This is a genomic window from Pseudoalteromonas aliena SW19 (genome assembly GCF_014905615.1).
Taxonomy (GTDB): Bacteria; Pseudomonadota; Gammaproteobacteria; order Enterobacterales; family Alteromonadaceae; genus Pseudoalteromonas; species Pseudoalteromonas aliena.
Genome location: NZ_AQGU01000026.1, coordinates 176,389 through 196,394, shown reverse-complemented (window position 1 = coordinate 196,394; position 20,006 = coordinate 176,389). Strand labels below are relative to the sequence as shown.

The window sequence follows — 20,006 nt, the reverse complement described above, 5'->3', positions numbered from 1 at the left end:
GATTAGTCACTGAAGGTAAAACCCTTTTAGCAATTGTTTTTTGTTAAGGGTGCAAAGGTAATGTTTTGACCATTGATAATGAAAAAAGTTTACAGTCAATTGAAGATAATAACGTTAAAAGTACTTCTACTTGGTACTTATACATAGTGCAAACACGTTTTGGGCATTGGTATACAGGAATTACCACAAATGTAGATAAGCGTATGATTACTCATCAAGTGGGTAAAGGTGCTAAAAACCTTAGGGGAAAAGGGCCACTATTGCTGGTCCATCAACAAAAAGTAGGCAGTAAAAGTGAAGCAAGCAAGTTGGAATATCAGATAAAGAAACTGACAAGAGCTAAAAAAGAAGCCTATGTATCAACTTTTAAACCAACGAGCGATACCTGAGCTAAATGCTTAATAAATGCCTCTACCATTGTTACTGTGTTGATATAAAGATGTATATTAATGTGCTCCATTGTGTCTTTTGCGGTGTGATTATAGCTATCATGCCCCATTCCAAAGTATACATAAGGTATGTTGTTACGAGCAAATGAGTAATGGTCGCTGGCTCTGTGCCAATCGATGTTTTGTGACCTAGTTAAGCGATTCATTTGTTTAGATGAATAGGCAGGTTTGAGATTTATGCCTATATTTTTTAAATCACTAAAAATAGGCTGCAGATGGGATTTTAACGAATAAGATGTTAATGCATATAAACGCTTATTTCGCTCTTTAACGCCAAGCATATCTAGATTTATATTCATAATAACATCTTTAGGATTAATTGATTCTGCAAAGTGGAGGCTGCCATACAAACCATTTTCTTCAGCATCTGTAAATACAAATACAAGCTCAAATGGAAGGGGGGTACGGTGTAATGACGCAGCTAAATATAGTACTGCAGCAACACCGCTTGCGTTATCATTGGCCCCCAGGTGAAGTTTCCCATTTCGTTTTCCTAAATGGTCATAATGTGCAGTAATAATAACCTTCGGTAGCTTTTTTGGTGACTGAGCGACGATATTAATACCTTCAGATTTCTTAAATAGGGTGGGTTTATAGGTAAAATATTGCTCAGTTACTTCTAAATCGAGTAAGGATAGCCTTTGCATTAAATATTCTCGGCTTAGTTTGGCCCCTTGTGAGGCTGTTTGTCTGCCCATTAGCTCATCACTTGCTAAATAATTAAAATCTTCGATTAATTGATTTTTAAGAGTATTGCAATGGCTGTTAGCGCTAGCTAACGCTATGATGAAAAATATGAGTCGTTTAATGGCCATCTAGCTTCCTTAGTTAATGAACGTAATATATTTAGTTTACTGCCATAGCGTTTTTTATAATATAAAAAATAGGTTTCTTTATTAGCTTGCTTAAGATGAAATTTGGCTTTTAAAATCGCCCAATTATAAGTACACGCGTGCTTGACCAAAATGCCTATCGTAAAGTAAGGGACTAAGTGTATACGTTTTTTATAATGCTTTAATGCATTAGCGTAATCAAATTATTAGGGCGTGTTGATCTTTGTGGATTGAAATTTGTTCAATCTAGGGGCGATTGAATCGCGGCGCGAGGTTTGTAACCTAGTGGGCTAAGTAAAAATCGAGCAACAAAGAGTTAATTGTCCCTAGAAAGAACCCAAAGGGCAGCGCATGTTTGGCATTTATGCTGCGTTATCGCCTATTTATGGGGAATAACCACACACCATAGGCTCTGCCTTGCCTAAATACCAAACAGTCTCCTGCAAAATTAATCACGAAAGGTCAGCACGCCCTAGTATTGAGTTTGAAGTTAATCGTTAAATATTTATTGCCTTTATACATAAAGATCGCTTCTTTGGAGGGATTGAAACTGCTGTCTATGCAGAAGTTAATGTGGCCAGTATTCGGGAATATGAACCTTTGAAAGCGCTTTTCAATATTTAACTATTCTGCTATGCGTCATTATAGATAACGCTAGGCAATTAGCATTTAAGTATTGTGAAGTGATGATTGTCGGTCCTGATTGATTCGATAGTAAAAAATCGATTATGTTTTGAGCTAACCTTATACACCGAATTCTGGCTCTTTAAATCATACCAACCCGCAAAAATACTTGATCAATTTGAGGGAATAAATCTGACGCTAACGGTGTTAAAAATTCTGATATAGAACTGTTTAATAACGGGGTTTTTGACTTGTTATCGACACAATTTTCTTACCTCAAAATAGATCACTTAATTAAGCGAATCGGTATGACTTCTAAGTTGATTGGTAAGATTATCACTTAGCTTGAAAACCTCATCAGGGGTCAATAGCGTGCATTCTAAATATTGCTTTTTGAATGAGTTTAATTGAGGGCTATTTGGCAGGAATTACATGCAAATAAAATAAATACCATACAAAACAGAAAATAAAAGCCATTGTTTTTAATAAAACACCTCCAAAAAACTACTTTAATAAGTGTAGTTACTATTTCTCTTGAAGGTGTTGTATGTATGTCACTAAAGGTATTTAACGATTCCTTTCAAAGGTGGCTACTAAGGTGTCAAGAGTTTGAGCACTGTTTGCTAAATCTCGGATTGCTTGCTCAGTGCTAATTTGCTCGCTCATTGCTTTGTCACTAATTTCGCTAATTTGTTCAATATTACGGCCCACACCAGCAACCACATTACTTTGTTGTTCAGTGGCTGTTGCAATTAGAGTTGCCATGTCATTCACTTGATTCGCGGTCTCAGTTATGGTTTCAAGCAACTCAACTGAGCTTTGCATTGCACCTACACTTTGCTGAGCTTTATCTTTAGATTGACTTATATCGTTAACGACATCATCAGAAATTCTTGTTAACTCTTCAATCATTGATTGAATTTCAGTCGTTGATTGCGAGGTGCGATTTGCAAGCGCGCGTACTTCATCAGCAACAACGGCAAAACCACGGCCATGTTCACCTGCACGGGCCGATTCAATAGCTGCATTAAGCGCTAATAAGTTTGTTTGCTCGGAGATCGCCCTGATAGAGTCAACAATACTTGCAATATCTACTGTTTTTTTAGAAAGCAGGGTAACTTGCTCGGTTATTCCATCAATATCGCTGGCAAGTGCTGAAATAGTCGTCTGGCTCTGCAATACTTGTTGATGGCTCTGCTCTGTGTTTTCACGACTGTTATCGGTTAGTTTTGCAGCTTTTGCAGCACTTTGGGCTATTTCTTGAACGGTCGCACCCATTTCGTTTATTGCAGCAGCAACAGAAATTGTTTGCTCTTTTTGATTATCAATAGCTAATGAGTTTCGTTGAGTCTGTTCAAACACATGGTCAGAGCTTGTTCTGATATCCCGACTTTCATTCGCAACTTGCTTAATGGCGGTTTCTATTTTATTGATAAATTGATTAAAACCGTCGCTTAAATAATTTAGTTCTGGTTGGCTTGATTCAGGGAGTCTATACGCTAAATTAGCGTCGCCAGAACCTAAGCGAGAAAAAAGTTCAGCCATTTTAGATAAAGGGGATGAAAGTGAACGCGCAAGTAAGTAACTTATTATACTGGCAACGAGCGCAGTAATAAGTGTAAAAGTAAAAATTTGCCACTGTAGTTTGTTAACGCTTGAAAATACTTCACTTTTAGGAACTTGAGCAACCACATATAAATCAGTGTTTTTGATAGGCGTTGCAGCAACAAGCGTCGGTTGCCCATTTAAGTTTATTTCTTCTAGCGCAAAGCTGGCACTACTTAGCAACTTACGATGCATATCAGATGCGTATAAGTCATCAATATTAACTTTAGCAACTTTACTGGCATCTTTGTGTAGTTGTATTAAACCGTGCTTATCTGCTATGAAAACATAGCCAGTTTTTTCTATTTTGAATTGCTGCAGCAGCTTTTGCATTTCGGTAATACTTTTTGCAAGGCCCGCTAAGCCAGTACCATTAGGCTGCTGATGATTAATGAACATTTTCACATCGTTGGCTGACTCTTGATAGATGCTAATAGAATAAGGTAGCTTTGATTGCTTAAACGCAAAAAACCAGCCATCGGCTGCATCGTTTTGTAAAACGCGTAAAAAGCCATTTTGATTCCAATATTGCGCAGTGTTTCTATTAGCCCAAGATGCAGTCGCTAAATCGTATTGATTAACTAAGCGATTTAACTCTTTAAGTAATAGAGCGTCGTTCTTGCTATCTGTTTGCGCCCATTGCAAAATAAATTCGTTTGATGAAAGTTGCTCGGCGGCTCCGATAAGAGTGTTTATTTCACCTCCAACATGATTACTTATAGTTTGTAATTTACTTGGTAGTTCAGACTCAATCATACGCTGTTCAATGATATCTTTAGAACTGTATACAGAGGTCAAGCCGATAAGTGCCGCAACGCAAATAGCAATGCTACTGCCTAAAACGGTGATTTTTTGAGTAATAGAAAGGTTTTGTAACATCATTATAGTAATTTATTTTTACAACTAAATAGATTGATATATTAGCACAATATTTGCTTTGGGCTAATCTGTGGCTAGGTAAATAAAAAAGCCCATATGTAAAACACATGGGCTTGGTTTCTAACAAGCGAAATTTTAAAGTTTAGGGTTATACAATTTTTTTCATTGCTGACATGTAACCACGTAATTTAGCACCTACTTTTTCAACAGGGTGTTCACGAAGAGCTGCATTGATTTTAATTAATGTTTGGTTATCAACTTGGTTGCTGTGCTCGCCAAGGCCTTTACCAATAATGTCGGTATCAACGCTTTTCATAAAATCTGCAAGTAATGGTAAACATGCATGGTTATATAAATAACAGCCGTACTCTGCAGTATCAGAGATAGTACGGTTCATCTCAAACAGCTTTTTACGCGCAATAGTATTAGCGATTAATGGTGTTTCGTGTAATGATTCGTAGTAGGCCGACTCTTCAATAATACCCGCTGCTGTCATGGTTTCAAAGGCAAGTTCAACACCTGCTTTAACCATTGCCACCATTAAAATACCGTTATCAAAAAACTCTTGTTCAGAAATCTCTACTTCGCCAGCTGGAGTTTTTTCAAAGTTAGTTTCAGCTGTTTCTGCGCGCCATTTAAGTAAGTTCACGTCATCGTTATTCCAGTCTTGCATCATAGTGCGTGAGAAAGTGCCGTCGATGATGTCATCTTGGTGCTTATTATAAAGCGGGCGCATAATCAGTTTTAGCTCTTCGCTTAGTTCAAACGCTTTTACTTTTGCAGGGTTTGAAAGGCGGTCAAGCATGTTGGTAACGCCGCCATACTTAAGTGCTTCGGTAATTACTTCCCAACCGTATTGAATTAGTTTTGACGCATAACCTGCATCAATGCCTTTTTCTATCATTTTATCAAAACATAAAATAGAGCCTGTTTGTAACATGCCACATAAAATGGTTTGCTCGCCCATTAAGTCAGACTTAACTTCAGCAATAAATGATGATTTAAGTACACCAGCACGATGTCCGCCAGTACCCGCTGCATACGCTTTAGCTTGTGCTAGACCATTACCTTGAGGATCATTTTCTGGGTGAACAGCAATTAGAGTTGGAACCCCAAAACCGCGTTTGTATTCTTCACGTACTTCACTACCTGGGCACTTAGGCGCAACCATGATTACGGTAATGTCTTCACGTACTTGCATGCCTTCTTCAACAATATTAAAGCCATGAGAGTAAGCAAGTGTGGAGTCTCTTTTCATAAGCGGCATAATGGCACTTACTACAGCGGTATGTTGTTTGTCTGGTGTTAAGTTAAGTACGACGTCTGCTGTGGGAATTAACTCTTCATAAGTACCAACAGTAAAGCCGTTTTCAGATGCATTTAAAAATGATTGGCGACGCTCAGAAATAGCTGATGCGCGTAATGTGTAAGAAACATCTAAACCAGAGTCGCGTAAGTTTAAACCTTGATTTAAACCTTGTGCGCCACAACCGACAATAACGAGCTTTTTACCTTTAAGTACGTCAACGCCATCGGCAAATTCGCCTGCGTCCATAAATTCACATTGCGCTAGTTGCGCTAATTGCTCGCGTAAAGGTAGGGTATTGAAATAATTCGCCATTGTTAATGTCCTATAAAGTCATGTTTGTTAGATGCGCAATGTTTACTGCGCTTACAAACACCATATGCAAAATCGTTACTTGCGTAAAATGATATATTTGAATTAAAGTGTTTCATAATATGAAATACAGGGTCTGGTATGGATCATAAACATTTAAACTACTTTTTAGCTTTAGCTAAAACACTCCACTTTGCACGCGCAAGTGAGCTTTGCCATATAAGTGCACCTACGCTGAGTCGCAACATCAAGTACTTGGAGCAAGAGGTGGGCGGGGCATTATTTATCCGTGATAACCGCAGTGTAAAATTAACGCGAGAAGGGGAGTTGTTTATTGATTACGCCACAGCAACGCTCGCTAATTGGCAGCGCTTTAAAGCAAATATAAAAGACCCTCAGCAGCATATTTATGGCAATGTGAGTATCTATTGCTCGGTTACCGCGTCTTATAGCTTTTTGCATCAAATATTGGAACAACTTCGTGCACAGCATCAGTATATAGAAATAACATTGAATACTGGCGATCCCGCTTTGGCTATCAATCGGGTACTTGATGGACATGAGTCAATGGCAATTGCCGCTAAACCAAGTAAATTACCAGCACAAATTGCCTTTGTAGAGATAGGTTATTCTCCATTATTATTTATTGGGCCAAAAATTCAGTGTCCAATCACCGAAAAATTAACACAATGCAATGATGATATTAATTGGTCTGAGCTTGAGTTTATCGTTCCCGAGCAAGGCTTTTCTCGCCAAAGGTTAGAGCATTGGTGGCGCAAAAATAATATTCACGGAAAAATTTATGCGCACGTTGCAGGGCATGAAGCAATGGTATCTATGGTGAGTCTAGGGCTCGGTGTTGCGATGGTGCCTAAAATAGTACTCGATAACAGTCCACTACAAGATAAAGTACAAATATTAACACCAAAAATGCAAGCACCGGATGGATTTGATATAGGTTTGGCTGTGTTAAAAAAGGAACTAAATGATCCTGCAATCAGTGCTTTATGGAATATTGCCCAGACGTTAGCTGCAAAAGCAATATAATACATCATGAATAAATAGGTCCAATAAATGGCTTTAGCCCAAGCCGTGTAATATTGTCTAATGCTAAAGATTTACTTATCAATTGTGCTGTATTGCTTACGTATTCTTCTCATCTTTAAACGTAAATGAAATAAAAAGTTAATAAATACGTATACAAATTGTGAATGATTGTAACCAGCTACAGCTAGTTCAAAACGAGTTTGCTATTATAAACAGCTTATTTATTTAAATTTTTGACATATTACTGATGCGGTTTAATTCTTTGATATTAAAAACCATACTTTATGCAACTCTAGTAGCTTGCTTTTCTGCCTATTCGCAGCAAAGCGATAGCCCCGAGGATGGTTTTAAAAATCAACATATAGCTACCGAGCAATGGCATTTAAGTTTGAGCGCTGGGATCGGCGTTATTACAAACCCTTTGCGCGGTGGTAATAACATTCCTTTAGTATTAATCCCGCAAGTTGCTTTTTATGCAGAGCAATGGTTTTTTGATAATGGTCGACTCGGGTATTCACTCGTACAAACTCCAAAGCATCATTTTAACTTTGTAAGTGAGTTAAATACAGAGTCTCGTTTTTTTATCAATTGGCACCCTAGAAATATATTTTCTTTATCCAGTAGTTCATTAAGTAATCAAGTCGTAGATGAAGGCAATTCTTCACCGGCAAAATACGCTAATATAAACGATGTACAAAAACGCCATATTACATTTGATGTTGGTGCTGCTTATCACTATGTAAAAAATGATGCGAATGTATTTTCTATTCAAGCATTACACGACATAACGAGTGTTTATAATGGAATACATGCTGCAATGCAGTGGCAACATCATACGCAAATAGGTCAACTTAAATTAAAACAGACGATGGGTATTAATTATAAATCGGCTGAGCTAAATAACTATTTTTATGGGTTGAAAGCAGGTGAAACTCAGTTTGGTAAAATAGACGTTGGTAGTAGTTGGCAGCCTTATGCTAAAATCGATGCCCGTTGGCCATTGAGTAAGGCTAACTCTCTTCGTTTTCATTTAGCCTATTATGACTATTCAGCTATGGATAGCAGTCCGCTCTTTGAACGTACTTATTCGATGACAGCCTTTATAGGATTAGATCATACGTTTTAATATGAAGTATTTAATGTTTATTGTGTTTACTGCGCTTGTGTTTAGTGGTCTTAGTACGACGCAGGCTGCGCCCTTTAGCGTTTCTCCTAAAGTATGTGTGGTTTCTGAGCAGCAAGAGTTTTGCGATCTTGATTTACAATTTAATTGGCGTTTAGATGAGATTGTTGATGCTTGTTTGTATCAGCAAAATGAGAAAATACATTGCTGGCAACAGCAACGTTCAGGGCAATTTAATTATAAAGCGCGTGTTCATGTAGAGACCATATACTCCTTAATCAATTCTCAGACGGGTGTGCTATTAGCAAAAACACAAGTTGAAGTGCAAAGCGCTCATGCTAAAAAAAATAAGCGCAGGCTTCGCTCACCGTGGAGCTTTTTTTAAATTAGGAGCAACCAATGCCAAAAATTCTACTTGTTGAAGATGATCTAGGCTTACAACAATTAACAAAAGATTATCTTGAACATAATAGTTTAGAGGTTGCTGTGTTAGATCGCGGTGATGAAGTATTGAATTACCTTGAAAATAATACAGTAGATTTAATTATTTTAGACGTTATGTTGCCAGGCAAAGATGGCTTTAGTGTGTGTCGTCAAGTCCGTGATAAATATACTTTACCGATTCTAATGCTTACAGCTAAAGGAGAGGATTTTGACCAAGTTCTTGGCTTGGAACTCGGCGCTGATGATTACGTTATAAAACCGGCAGAGCCGCGTGTACTGTTGGCCAGAATCAATGCATTATTACGCAGGGGGAAACCCATAGAAAGAGTAAATGACGAGTTGCAGTTTGGCGATTTAATAATTGATAAAACAAGCCGCATAGTTAAATTAAGTGATACCGAAATTACTCTTACATCCCATGAGTTTGAATTGCTTTGGTTACTAGCATCAAATGCTGGTGAAGTACTCAGTAGAGAGCATGTACATCAACATATGATAGGTCGTCAATACGATGGGCTTGATCGGACAGTTGACGTACGAGTATCTCGGATCCGCAAAAAACTAGGTGATAACAGCGATAAGCCGTATCGTATTAAAACGGTGTGGGGGCAAGGGTATTTATTTGTTTCTGATGCGTGGGATTTATAATTAATGTTTAGGGTTAATCGTCTTTAATGGGAAAATTGTTTGCAAGTTTGTATGTCTACATCATTGTTTCTTTATTCGTAGTCAGCGGTGTTATTGAACAACTGTGGCCATACGACGAATCGCAACAACAAGTACTATTAGATGACGAGTTTGGCCAATCGCTTTTGTTGCTTTCTCAAACACCAAATGGCTTGAAAAAACTAAAAAATAATTTTAAAAGCCATATTATTGCCCAGCACGATTTAATGCTACCTCAGCAGCAGCAAACGCAACTAACTAACAATCATTATCTCTACTTATATGATAAACAGCAACGCATTGTTTGGTATATACAATTAAATTCAACGGAGTTGCTACAAGTCGGTCCTATTGATGTTATCACGTCTGAACCTCCCTCTGTTTGGCCATACCTGTTATTGCTCATAGTTGTTGGTATTCCTGTCGGGCTTTGGAGTTTTTTACTCTGGCGCGATTTTTCGAAGTTACGACAATCGTGTGAGGCAGTGGAAGGTTTACAGGATTTTCAATTAACTAACACGTCTAAATCATTTTTTTTGCCTGTTACCGATACTTTAAAAGTAATGCAGCAGCGCATAACGTTCTTATTAACAGCACAACAAGAGCTCACTTCATCTGTTTCTCACGAATTTAGAACGCCACTGGCACGTTTAAAATTTGCCGTCGCCATACTACAAGACCAACTTCTGGATGAAAGAAATGATCAATACTTAACTAATATGCAAATGGATATTAGTGAATTAGAGTTGTTAGTTTCTGAAATGCTTGATTATGCGAGATTAGACTCCCAGCAACCGAGTTTACAACCGGCTAATTGTGACTTGGTCAAATTGGTTAAAACAAGTGTGGAAAAATTAAATTTTGATACACGAGTGGATCTTATTTATAGCTTACCAGATGAATTAAACTATAGATGCGATTGTCATTTTATGGCCAGAGCATTTCAAAATTTAATCGGTAATGCGCTTAAATATGCAACAAATCAAATAAAAATAACATTGCGAACTGAGCAGCACGCTATCGTCTTTATTGTTGAAGATGATGGGATGGGGATTGCTAAAACAGATCGGGAAAATGTATTTAAGCCTTTCACACGTCTAGATAAGAGTAGAGGTAAACAAACAGGGGGTTTTGGCCTTGGGCTTGCCATTGTATCTAAAATAGTCTCATGGCATCAAGGTGGATGTTGTGTTGAGGATTCGGCTCTTAATGGGGCTAAGTTCATTATTAGCTTACCTATAAACAAATAGGCTCTAATAAAAAGATAAAACGCCCGAAGGCGTTTTTTATGGTTGGAAACCAAAATCAACAAGTAGCAAAGTAATAGACCGTATACTTTTAAAAAAGTTTCTAATTATTTTATTTTTTGTCTAATAAGGGCATTAGCATTTGCTCTAGTCCATTGAGCTTTACTTCATACATCATCGCTAATTGACTCCCAAGCTTAGAGTCAGGAAATCCTTGTTGTTTAAACCAAACTAAATAAGGCTCGGGCAACATCAGTAATGGCCGGCCTGCGTATTTACCAAAAGGCATTTTTGTATTTATAGCAATTTTTAATTGTTTTGGATCCATTGGCTCATCTAAACATACAAAAGGAGCTTTAGTGTATGGCATTTAGAAGAGATAAAATAGGCTGTGACGGGCAAGAAACAGCCTATTGTATAAGGAGTAGGCCCTTACATTTAGGATTTTATATTGATTAATATGATCATGTGGAACATTAATTAGTCGATTGAAAATTAATTTATTGTTGGAACATAGATTCTTATTTAATCAATACTACAGTGTACCTGTTTTTTTTAGGGTTGTTTACTTAGCTTGTAAAGGAATGTAAATAGAGTTGCTTTTTTGTTTTTATTAATAATAAAGCCCTAGAACGAATTCATAGGGCCGTGCATGTTTGGTATTTATGCAGCCACTTTATTGCCCCATTTATGGGAGCAACCACATTATATAGGCTCTGCCTTGCCTAAATATCAAACAGTCTGCTGTAAATTCAATGTAGTTGATACTGATAGTAGCTACTTGAAATGGATTTATTATCCAGAGCTTAGGTTACTTAAATAGTTTCTGTTTTACATGCTCTGCAAAGCCGCTACCAGCCTCTAAGTAAAAGTTATAGGTTGAATGTACGCCCATATCTTCTAGTTCTTTTTGCTGATCGGGATAGTTTGCGATTGCTGTCACTTGACCGCTATATCCTGAAGCTTGTAGTTGCTCTAAAGCAAATATATTTTGCATATGTTTAGGCATTGCTAACATCACCATTTCTACGTGCGAATGGTTTACACGTTGCCAAAAATCCGGATCTGTCGCGTCTGCAATTAATACTTTGCGACCTTTATTTATATGTTTATCGACAACTTCTGGCTTTATGTCGATACCAGCGACTAAATTTGGGTGCGTCGCATTAATCGTTTCATAAGCACCTGTACCTATTCTTCCCATTCCAAAAATAACAATTTTTGTATCATTTAGATTTACTGGTAACTCTTCGGCTAAGCGGGTCTGGCTTTCAAACTTTAATAACCAATGTTCCACTTTCACATATAATTCGTTTGATCGTTTATTCAAAGGTGAGGCAATAACAAAAGTAATAGAAACAGCAATAGCCAATACAGCTAGCCACTCAGACGTAATCATTCCTGTTGTTGCTGCAACAGCGCAAACAATTAGGCCAAATTCACTGTAGTTAGCAAGGCTGAAAGCAGTAAGCAGGGATGTTCGTGCACGCAGTTTAAATATATTTGTAAACACGTAGTACAAGAGTGTTTTAATTGGCATTAATAAAACGAGGAGTAAGGCTATAAACAATGAGTTAGCAGTCAGCTCTGCATTGAGTCCAATACTTAAGAAAAACCCAACAAGGAGCACATCTTTTAAGTTAAGTAGTGATTTAGAAAGTTCGCTTGCTTTTTTATGCGGAGCGAACATCATCCCAACAATAAGGGCACCTAAGTCGCCTTTAAGTCCTGCAAATTCAAACGCGTTATAGCCAAGTACAAGTGCGAAGAAAAAACCGAATAATGGCAGTAGCTCACCGTGTTTAGAGCGATTTAGCACCCAATACATCACAGGGCGCAGTAATGGTAATGCAATAATGAGAGCCAATGCCCAAATATTTGGAACTTTACCTGTACTAATCGCTAAAAACATCACAGCAAAAATATCCTGCATAACTAAAATGCCAATAGCAATTTTACCGTGTAGACTTGCCATTTCACCACGTTCTTCAAGTACTTTTACTGCAAATACGGTACTTGAAAAACTAAGTGCAAAGCCAATCAGTAATGCACTTTGCCAACTTAAATCAACAAATAATGGTAGTGCAAATACCCCTAGGAGTAACATAAAGCCACTAAATAAAGCGCTGCTAAAAATGATATGCAGTGTAGCAGGGGCCCAAACTTGCGGTTTGATTAAGCTGCTTACTTTAAGCTTTAAACCGATACTAAACAGTAAAAGGGTGACGCCCAATGCAGCAATTGTATTAAGCAATTCGGTGCTTTTATAACCGGCTAAGTTAAGCGCAAATCCCGCTAGCAAAAAGCCAATAAGAGGAGGTAGTTTTAATTGATAAACGCCAAAACCACAAACAAATGCGGTAGCAAAATAAATTAGTTCCATAATTCTTAATTATCACTTCGTTTGGTATTGCAGTGTAGCGAATAATTTATCTCAATGAAAAGAAATATCGATATTAAAACAGGGGAAAGCTAAGTAATAGTCACTTAATTGCGTATAAAAAATGCACATCTAACGTGAATTTAACCGTAAATAGCGTTTAAATCACACTTTTTCACTGACAACCGCTTTTAAATATGGTTAAGATGCGATAACGAAGACGTTTAAGTTAGGGCAAACAACACATCAGCTCAACTTAAGGAGAAACACATGTTTAAAAGAATTTTAGCATCGGTTGGTATCGGTGCCGCAAAAGTAGATACTATTTTAGAAACTGAGCACTTACAACCGGGTCAACTATTTAATGCACAAATAGTGATCAGCGCTGGCGATGTTAGCCAAGAAATATCGGGCTTAGATTTACTACTGATGACTCGTGTAAAAGTAGCAGCAGAGGATGGCGATTACTTTACTAACCATGTAATCGATCAATGGCGAATTACAGATATTGGTACAATTGAACCTGGTGAAGTAAAAAACATCCCCTTTGAAGCACGCCTTCATTCAGAAACACCTATTACAGAAATTAACGCTGGCTATAACCAATCTCATGTATGGTTAGAAACAGGCCTTGATATTGATTTAGCGCTAGATCCTACTGATAAAGACCATTTACATGTATATCCAAATGAAGCGGTTAAAACATGTATGCAAGCAATGGAAAAACTAGGCTTTAGTTTGACCAAAGCGGATGTTGAAAAAGGTCACTTACGGGCTTCAACCTTTCAGTCAGTATCTGGGTGCTATCAAGAGCTTGAATACAAACCTAATAGCCGAAGCCTATTTGGTATTCAAGAAATTGAATTATCGTTTGTGCCAGAAGCGCATAAAACACATGTATTGATTGAGTTAGATCGAGCTTTTAGGGGCGATGGTTATATTGATTTAACAATAGAGCATGACCACGTAAACCTTTCGCAGTTATGTGATCAGCTAGAGCGTTTATTTAATTAAGTGCTAAATGAACCCGGCTTTGGCTGGGTTTTTTGTTTGCAGGGATCATGATGGAATTTAAATGTGAATCTTTTATAGCGCTTAATACACATACTTTATTTACTATTGTGCGAGGGCGTATTGAGGTGTTTGTAGTAGAGCAAATGTGCCCTTATCCTGAACTTGATGATAATGATACAGCAAATACAACCGTTCATATTTATCAAATGGATAAAAATAACTTATTAGCTTATGCACGTTGCTACGAAAAAAATGCTCAGTATAGTGCAATAGGAAGGGTGTTAGTCGCTAAAAGCGAACGTGGTAAAGGCGTTGCTAAAAGACTTGTTAACGAAGCTATAAATTGCTGCAAAGCAAATTGGCCTGAACGCGATATATACATAGGTGCACAAACTTATTTACTTGATTTTTATCGCTCACTGGGTTTTGAGGGTGTAAACGATGAATATTTAGAAGACGGTATTGCACATCATGACATGATTTTAAAACTGACAGATTAATAGCAACTTTATTAAAAACATGATCATTTTAGCGAATTTAATAATTCACTAACGTCGTTAAAAATTATTCGTATACGACTGCATGGATGCAGGAGATAGAGCAAGGCAGGGAGCAATGAGTGATAACAACTGCATGTCATGACTTCGTTTATTTGTCGCCATAATAGCTCACTAATTTAATGCAATTGGTATAACTCACTAAAAAGCCCGTAATTAAAAAAATTAATTACGGGCTTTTTAGTACAAATTTTAACAATAAATAATCGGTGTTATTTATTTTTTCTAGTGTTTAGTCTACGCGTTTGTTTTGCGTGATCGCTAAGTTCAGTTAAACCTAACTTGTCGTAGCTTTTTTCCATTATTTCAAGTGCTGGCTCTAAGTAACTACTTTGTGAGTAATGCTCAACAACAAACTTACCACGATTCGCCGCAGCCAAATAGGCTTCACGCTCGAAGTAATAAGTCGCTACTTTTAACTCATAGCGTGCCATACGATTTAAAAGCCATACTAAACGTCGTTTAGCCTCCGGTGCATAATCACTTTTTGGAAAGCGCTTAACCAGTGTTGATAAATCGGTAAATGCAACGCGTGTACGGTTTGCATCTCTATCAGCTCTATCTACACCAAAGTATTCTTGGAATGCATTTTTGTCGGCTTTGATGTTGATTAAACCACGCATGTAATACATGTAGTCAAGATCTTTATGATTTGGGTTTAAGCGTATAAAGCGATCGACTGTCGCTAATGCTTGTTCAGTATTACCTGATTGATAATGAGCATAAACTAAATCCATTTGTACTTGTTTAGAAAACGGGCCAAACGGATAACGTGAATCTATTGCACTTAAAAGCTCTATTGCACGCGCGTACAAACCAGAATCTAGCGTTTCTTTAGCATCTTCATACAAAGCTTGTGCCGATCTATTTGGTACACGTTGAATATCTTCTTGGTCAGGAGCAGACGAACAAGCACCTAAACTAAGTACAGAAACTGAAAAAACAATGGCAAATGCACGTTTCCCTATTTTATTTATCATTTTATTTGTTACCTTCGATGTCTTCGGCTAGGCCAAGTCGGTAAAACCGAGTAAACTATGCGTATTATATTATGCTTTTATTAAAAGCGATTCTAACCCAGTCGAGCAAAGCTTGCACTGGTAAATTGGGTAAAGTTACTAATGTCAGAGCAAATTTCTCTTCAAGCCGAGGTTCCAACCGACTTAGGTGGTAAACGTCTAGACCAAGTATTAGCACAATTGTTCCCTGATTATTCACGTTCACGTATAAAAACATGGATTTTGGATGATAAAATAACCGTTGATGGTGAAATATTAAACACTCCGCGTACTAAGTTACTCGGTGGTGAGCTTCTTAATATCGAAACAACCATTGAAGCACCACGCGAATACGAAGCACAAAACATAAAATTAAACATCGTTTATGAAGACGATCATATTTTAGTAATCAATAAGCCAATGGGCCTTGTTGTTCACCCTGGTGCAGGTAATCCAGATGGGACTGTGCTAAATGCGCTTTTACATCACCATCCTGAAATTATTAATGTGCCACGTGCAGGTATAGTGCATCGATTAGATAAAGATACAACCGGACTTATGGTTGTTGCAAAAACGATTCCAGCGCAAACACATTTAGTTACAGCACTGCAAAAGCGTGAAAACTTTACGCGTGAATATGAAGCACTGTGTAATGGCACAATGACAGCGGGTGGTATGGTTGAAAAACCAATTGGCCGCCATGCAACGCAAAGAACGCACATGGCTGTTCACGAACTTGGCAAACCGGCTATTACACATTACCGTGTTGCCGAAAAATTCCGTGCTCATACTCGTTTACGTCTGCGTCTAGAAACAGGTCGTACACATCAAATTCGTGTACACATGGCTCACTTAAATCACCCACTAATTGGTGATCAGTCTTATGGCGGCCGCCCGCGCCCACCAAAAGGTGCAACACCGCAATTGTTTGAGTTACTTCGCAGCTTTAGACGCCAAGCTTTACATGCAGTAAAGCTAAGCATTGCTCACCCTATTACTGGTGAAATGATGACATGGCAAGCGCCTATCCCTGATGATATGGTCGCCATGACACACGCTCTACGCGAAGATACTAAAGCAAACCCAGACATCGATAGATAATGAATGTGTTATCAGCACCATGGAAAAACCTTCATACTGTAGGAACGTTGAGTACTACACGTGAAGGTGGTGTATCAAAAGCTCCCTTTAGAAGTTTAAATGTAGGGCTCCATGTTGGTGATAATAAAGGGCATGTATTAAAAAATCGTTCATTATTAAATGAACACACACCTAAACCTGCAGTGTGGCTAAATCAAGTGCATAGCGCCGATGTTGTTATTGTTGATAAGCACTTTGACGTTAATGAGCAACGTGATGCGGATGCACTTTATACTCAGCTATTAAACCAGCCGTTAGCGATAATGACAGCCGACTGTTTACCTATTTTGCTAACAAGCAGCGATGGTAGGGAAGTCGCCGCCATTCATGGTGGCTGGCGAGGGTTGGAGCAGGGCATTGTTAAAAACGTATTAGAGTGCTTTAGCGCAAAATATGAAAATATACATGCGTGGCTAGGACCTGCTATTGGTCCCAGTCAATTTGAAGTGGGGGCTGAGGTGTTAGAACTGTTTGAAAAACGCTCCCCATTGCTTACTAGCGCGTTTACATTGCAAGCGAATAATAAGTACCTTGCTGATATTTATGCAATCGCACGTATCTTGCTCTCGCAATGCTGCATCAAAAATATCACTGGTGGTGAGTACTGTACAGTGACCCAGCATGATTTATTTTTTTCTTATCGACGCGATTCAAAAACAGGGCGTATGGCAAGTTTGATCTGGCGCAAATAATTACTTGTTATAATGATTATATTTTCCTCAGCACCTTGAACAAACCGCACCGCATACCCATTAATTAGGTAATTCGTTATTTATTTAATAGGTAAACCCTGATGCGTTTAGATCGATTCACTAGTAAATTTCAATCAGCGCTTTCTGATGCGCAATCGCTAGCCCTCGGCCGCGATCATCAATTTATTGAACCTGTGCATCTAATGTATTCGCTACTACAGCAAAGTGGTTCTAGTGTACGTGCATTATTTGCACAAACAGGTGTTAGTGCCGACGAACTAAATACTAAACTTTCCCAAGAAATAGAAAAATTATTTAAAGTAGAAGGCGTAGGTGGCGATGTGCAGCTATCAAACAATATGGCTTCACTTATTAACTTATGTGACAAGTACGCGCAAAAACGCAAAGACAAATATATTTCAAGTGAGTTATTTGTGCTTGCTGCATGTGATGATAAAGGTCCGCTTGGCGATATATTTAGATCGTTAAATATTACGTCTACTAAAATTGAAAGTGCGATTAAAGCGATTCGCGGTGGTCAAAAAGTTGACGATCCAAATGCAGAAGAAACACGTCAAGCACTTGAAAAATACACTATTGATTTAACCGAGCGAGCAGAGCAAGGTAAACTTGATCCTGTTATTGGTCGTGATGATGAAATTCGCCGGACAATTCAGGTACTGCAGCGTAGAACAAAAAACAATCCCGTATTAATCGGTGAGCCAGGTGTTGGTAAAACAGCAATAGCCGAAGGCTTAGCACAGCGCATTATTAATGGTGAAGTGCCTGAAGGATTAAAAAATAAACGTGTATTGTCGTTAGATTTAGGTTCGCTGGTGGCTGGTGCCAAGTATCGCGGCGAATTTGAAGAGCGTTTAAAATCAGTACTGAATGAGTTAGCTAAAGAAGAAGGCCAAGTCATTTTATTTATTGATGAAATTCATACTATTGTAGGCGCTGGTAAAAGTGACGGCGCAATGGATGCGGGCAATATGTTAAAACCAGCGTTAGCGCGCGGTGAGTTACATTGCGTAGGAGCAACGACCCTTGATGAGTATCGTAAATACATAGAAAAAGACGCAGCCCTTGAACGTCGTTTTCAAAAAGTACTTATTGAAGAGCCATCGGTAGAAGATACCATTGCAATATTGCGAGGCTTAAAAGAGCGCTATGAGCTACATCACTCAGTAGAGATCACCGATCCAGCGATTGTGGCAGCAGCGCAGCTATCTCATCGTTATATTAGTGACCGTCAGTTACCAGATAAAGCCATTGATTTAATAGATGAAGCAGGCTCTTCAATCCGACTACAAATTGATTCAAAACCAGAGTCGTTAGATAAGCTTGAGCGCCGTATTATCCAACTAAAGTTAGAAGATAATGCACTAGCTAAAGAAAAAGACGAAGCAAGCCAAAAGCGCCGTAGTGAAATGCAAGAGTTGATCACTGATCTTGACGCACAATATCGTGAGTTAGATGAAATATGGAATGCTGAAAAAGCATCGCTTCAAGGTACGCAAGTAATTAAAGCAGAGCTTGAGCAAGCTAGACTAGATTTAGATGTAGCGCGAAGGGCAAGCGATTTGCAGCGTATGTCTGAGCTGCAATATGGACGTATTCCAGAGCTTGAGCGAAAGCTCGACTTAGCATCACAAGCAGAGATGCAAGAAATGACTCTGCTTAAAAATCAGGTTGGCGAGGACGAAATAGCAGAAATACTATCGCGTTGGACCGGCATTCCTGTTGCAAGAATGCTTCAAGGTGAGCGTGAAAAACTACTGCAAATGGAAGAAAAACTGCACAGTAAAGTGATAGGGCAAGATGAAGCGGTGGTTGCTGTTTCTAACGCAATACGTCGCTCTCGTGCAGGGCTTGCTGATCCTAATCGTCCTATTGGTTCTTTCTTGTTTTTAGGCCCAACAGGTGTGGGTAAAACAGAGCTGACAAAAGCACTGGCTGGTTTTATGTTTGATACCGAAGATGCCATGGTGCGTATTGACATGTCTGAGTTTATGGAAAAACATTCAGTTGCTCGTTTAGTCGGTGCACCTCCAGGTTATGTGGGATACGAAGAGGGGGGTTATTTAACAGAAGCCGTTCGCCGTAAACCTTACTCCGTGATATTGCTGGATGAAATTGAAAAAGCACATCCGGATGTATTTAATATTTTACTACAAGTATTAGATGATGGTCGCCTAACCGACGGACAAGGTAGAACCGTTGATTTTAAAAATACCGTTATTATTATGACTTCAAATTTAGGCTCAGATATTATTCAAGAACAAGCGGGTAACAATGATTATACAACGCTTAAATCTAAAGTGATGGAGGTATTAATTAATGAGTTTAGACCTGAGTTTATTAACCGTATAGACGAAACGGTCGTGTTCCATCCGTTAGCTAACGAGCACATTAAAGAAATAGCAGACATTCAGTTGATGAAATTACGTGAACGTTTAACTGAAATGGGTTACTTACTCGAAATAAGTGATTCAGCACTTGAGCGTATTGCTGCAAGTGGTTTTGATCCTGTGTATGGTGCGCGACCTCTGAAACGTGCTATTCAGCAAACAATCGAAAATCCGCTAGCCCAAAAGTTACTAAATGGGGATTATGTCCCAGGCAGCATTATTGTCATTGATTCTGATGAAAGTGGACTTGTTTTTTCTAATCGGTAATTAATACCAATC

17 protein-coding genes are annotated in these 20,006 nt (G+C 38.4%); 11 read left to right on the top strand and 6 right to left on the bottom strand.

Annotated elements, in window-relative coordinates:
- The first annotated feature begins 65 nt into the window (after nucleotides 1-65).
- Nucleotides 66-389: a GIY-YIG nuclease family protein gene (locus tag PALI_RS12100; RefSeq protein ID WP_193156019.1), complete on the top strand. Its 324-nt coding sequence runs from the start codon at nucleotides 66-68 to the stop codon at nucleotides 387-389.
- On the opposite strand, the gene PALI_RS12095 is transcribed toward PALI_RS12100, so the two are convergent.
- From PALI_RS12095 to ilvC, 3 genes are all read right to left on the bottom strand, one after another.
- Entirely contained in the window at nucleotides 353-1,264 is a 912-nt protein-coding gene (locus PALI_RS12095) for a M20/M25/M40 family metallo-hydrolase (RefSeq protein WP_193156018.1), read from the bottom strand. The two genes, PALI_RS12100 and PALI_RS12095, sit on opposite strands and share 37 nt — an antisense overlap.
- Before the next feature lie 1,209 nt (nucleotides 1,265-2,473).
- Nucleotides 2,474-4,393 (bottom strand): methyl-accepting chemotaxis protein, encoded by a 1,920-nt coding sequence (locus PALI_RS12090; protein ID WP_193156017.1) that lies wholly within the window; start codon nucleotides 4,391-4,393, stop codon nucleotides 2,474-2,476.
- 145 nt (nucleotides 4,394-4,538) lie between these two features.
- Nucleotides 4,539-6,011: a ketol-acid reductoisomerase gene (gene ilvC, locus PALI_RS12085; RefSeq protein ID WP_193156016.1), complete on the bottom strand. Its 1,473-nt coding sequence runs from the start codon at nucleotides 6,009-6,011 to the stop codon at nucleotides 4,539-4,541.
- 138 nt (nucleotides 6,012-6,149) lie between these two features.
- Here ilvC and ilvY point away from each other — a divergent pair, with 138 nt between their 5' ends.
- From ilvY to PALI_RS12060, 5 genes are all read left to right on the top strand, one after another.
- Entirely contained in the window at nucleotides 6,150-7,055 is a 906-nt protein-coding gene (gene ilvY / locus PALI_RS12080; RefSeq protein WP_193156015.1) for an HTH-type transcriptional activator IlvY, read from the top strand.
- A 247-nt stretch (nucleotides 7,056-7,302) separates the two neighbouring features.
- The gene (locus PALI_RS12075; RefSeq protein ID WP_193156014.1) at nucleotides 7,303-8,181 is read left to right on the top strand and encodes a MipA/OmpV family protein; all 879 of its coding nucleotides are present in this window, start codon (nucleotides 7,303-7,305) and stop codon (nucleotides 8,179-8,181) included.
- A 1-nt stretch (nucleotide 8,182) separates the two neighbouring features.
- Nucleotides 8,183-8,563, top strand: coding sequence for a DUF3019 domain-containing protein (locus tag PALI_RS12070; protein WP_226894547.1), 381 nt, complete (start codon nucleotides 8,183-8,185; stop codon nucleotides 8,561-8,563).
- Nucleotides 8,564-8,577: 14 nt separating this feature from the next.
- Complete coding sequence (locus tag PALI_RS12065) at nucleotides 8,578-9,270, top strand: response regulator (protein ID WP_077537297.1); 693 nt, start codon at nucleotides 8,578-8,580, stop codon at nucleotides 9,268-9,270.
- Nucleotides 9,271-9,296: 26 nt separating this feature from the next.
- Nucleotides 9,297-10,538, top strand: coding sequence for an ATP-binding protein (locus PALI_RS12060; RefSeq protein ID WP_193156013.1), 1,242 nt, complete (start codon nucleotides 9,297-9,299; stop codon nucleotides 10,536-10,538).
- 109 nt (nucleotides 10,539-10,647) lie between these two features.
- On the opposite strand, the gene PALI_RS12055 is transcribed toward PALI_RS12060, so the two are convergent.
- Together PALI_RS12055 and PALI_RS12050 are read right to left on the bottom strand one after the other, a co-directional pair.
- Nucleotides 10,648-10,863, bottom strand: coding sequence for a DUF3820 family protein (locus tag PALI_RS12055; RefSeq protein ID WP_077537299.1), 216 nt, complete (start codon nucleotides 10,861-10,863; stop codon nucleotides 10,648-10,650).
- A 483-nt stretch (nucleotides 10,864-11,346) separates the two neighbouring features.
- On the bottom strand, nucleotides 11,347-12,918 hold the full coding sequence (locus PALI_RS12050; RefSeq protein WP_138585010.1) for a cation:proton antiporter family protein: 1,572 nt from the start codon (nucleotides 12,916-12,918) through the stop codon (nucleotides 11,347-11,349).
- 267 nt (nucleotides 12,919-13,185) lie between these two features.
- Here PALI_RS12050 and PALI_RS12045 point away from each other — a divergent pair, with 267 nt between their 5' ends.
- Nucleotides 13,186-13,929: a sporulation protein gene (locus PALI_RS12045; RefSeq protein ID WP_077537301.1), complete on the top strand. Its 744-nt coding sequence runs from the start codon at nucleotides 13,186-13,188 to the stop codon at nucleotides 13,927-13,929.
- Between the two features lie 50 nt (nucleotides 13,930-13,979).
- Nucleotides 13,980-14,429: a GNAT family N-acetyltransferase gene (locus PALI_RS12040; RefSeq protein ID WP_193156150.1), complete on the top strand. Its 450-nt coding sequence runs from the start codon at nucleotides 13,980-13,982 to the stop codon at nucleotides 14,427-14,429.
- Nucleotides 14,430-14,698: 269 nt separating this feature from the next.
- Here the strand turns inward: PALI_RS12040 and PALI_RS12035 are convergent, their stop codons facing one another.
- A complete protein-coding gene (locus PALI_RS12035) occupies nucleotides 14,699-15,466 on the bottom strand; it encodes an outer membrane protein assembly factor BamD (protein WP_138585008.1) in 768 nt (255 codons plus the stop codon).
- Nucleotides 15,467-15,607: 141 nt separating this feature from the next.
- Here PALI_RS12035 and rluD point away from each other — a divergent pair, with 141 nt between their 5' ends.
- From rluD to clpB, 3 genes are all read left to right on the top strand, one after another.
- The gene (rluD, locus tag PALI_RS12030) at nucleotides 15,608-16,585 is read left to right on the top strand and encodes a 23S rRNA pseudouridine(1911/1915/1917) synthase RluD (RefSeq protein WP_138585007.1); all 978 of its coding nucleotides are present in this window, start codon (nucleotides 15,608-15,610) and stop codon (nucleotides 16,583-16,585) included.
- Nucleotides 16,585-17,316 carry a peptidoglycan editing factor PgeF gene (gene pgeF / locus PALI_RS12025; protein ID WP_193156012.1) on the top strand — a complete coding sequence of 244 codons (732 nt, stop codon included), beginning with the start codon at nucleotides 16,585-16,587 and terminating at the stop codon, nucleotides 17,314-17,316. Before rluD ends, pgeF begins: the two co-directional genes overlap by 1 nt.
- 101 nt (nucleotides 17,317-17,417) lie before the next feature.
- A complete protein-coding gene (gene clpB, locus PALI_RS12020) occupies nucleotides 17,418-19,994 on the top strand; it encodes an ATP-dependent chaperone ClpB (protein WP_077537306.1) in 2,577 nt (858 codons plus the stop codon).
- The last annotated feature ends 12 nt before the right edge of the window (nucleotides 19,995-20,006 follow it).

What these genes read in the sequence shown, in the direction of transcription:
- PALI_RS12095 (WP_193156018.1), bottom strand. Translation starts at nt 1,264, where the DNA reads ATGGCCATTAAACGACTCATATTTTTCATCATAGCGTTAGCTAGCGCT.
- PALI_RS12070 (WP_226894547.1), top strand. Translation starts at nt 8,183, where the DNA reads ATGAAGTATTTAATGTTTATTGTGTTTACTGCGCTTGTGTTTAGTGGT.
- PALI_RS12050 (WP_138585010.1), bottom strand. Translation starts at nt 12,918, where the DNA reads ATGGAACTAATTTATTTTGCTACCGCATTTGTTTGTGGTTTTGGCGTT.
- PALI_RS12055 (WP_077537299.1), bottom strand. Translation starts at nt 10,863, where the DNA reads ATGGATCCAAAACAATTAAAAATTGCTATAAATACAAAAATGCCTTTT.
- PALI_RS12065 (WP_077537297.1), top strand. Translation starts at nt 8,578, where the DNA reads ATGCCAAAAATTCTACTTGTTGAAGATGATCTAGGCTTACAACAATTA.
- PALI_RS12075 (WP_193156014.1), top strand. Translation starts at nt 7,303, where the DNA reads ATGCGGTTTAATTCTTTGATATTAAAAACCATACTTTATGCAACTCTA.
- PALI_RS12045 (WP_077537301.1), top strand. Translation starts at nt 13,186, where the DNA reads ATGTTTAAAAGAATTTTAGCATCGGTTGGTATCGGTGCCGCAAAAGTA.
- rluD (WP_138585007.1), top strand. Translation starts at nt 15,608, where the DNA reads ATGTCAGAGCAAATTTCTCTTCAAGCCGAGGTTCCAACCGACTTAGGT.
- PALI_RS12060 (WP_193156013.1), top strand. Translation starts at nt 9,297, where the DNA reads ATGGGAAAATTGTTTGCAAGTTTGTATGTCTACATCATTGTTTCTTTA.
- clpB (WP_077537306.1), top strand. Translation starts at nt 17,418, where the DNA reads ATGCGTTTAGATCGATTCACTAGTAAATTTCAATCAGCGCTTTCTGAT.
- pgeF (WP_193156012.1), top strand. Translation starts at nt 16,585, where the DNA reads ATGAATGTGTTATCAGCACCATGGAAAAACCTTCATACTGTAGGAACG.
- ilvY (WP_193156015.1), top strand. Translation starts at nt 6,150, where the DNA reads ATGGATCATAAACATTTAAACTACTTTTTAGCTTTAGCTAAAACACTC.
- PALI_RS12035 (WP_138585008.1), bottom strand. Translation starts at nt 15,466, where the DNA reads ATGATAAATAAAATAGGGAAACGTGCATTTGCCATTGTTTTTTCAGTT.
- PALI_RS12040 (WP_193156150.1), top strand. Translation starts at nt 13,980, where the DNA reads ATGGAATTTAAATGTGAATCTTTTATAGCGCTTAATACACATACTTTA.
- PALI_RS12090 (WP_193156017.1), bottom strand. Translation starts at nt 4,393, where the DNA reads ATGATGTTACAAAACCTTTCTATTACTCAAAAAATCACCGTTTTAGGC.
- ilvC (WP_193156016.1), bottom strand. Translation starts at nt 6,011, where the DNA reads ATGGCGAATTATTTCAATACCCTACCTTTACGCGAGCAATTAGCGCAA.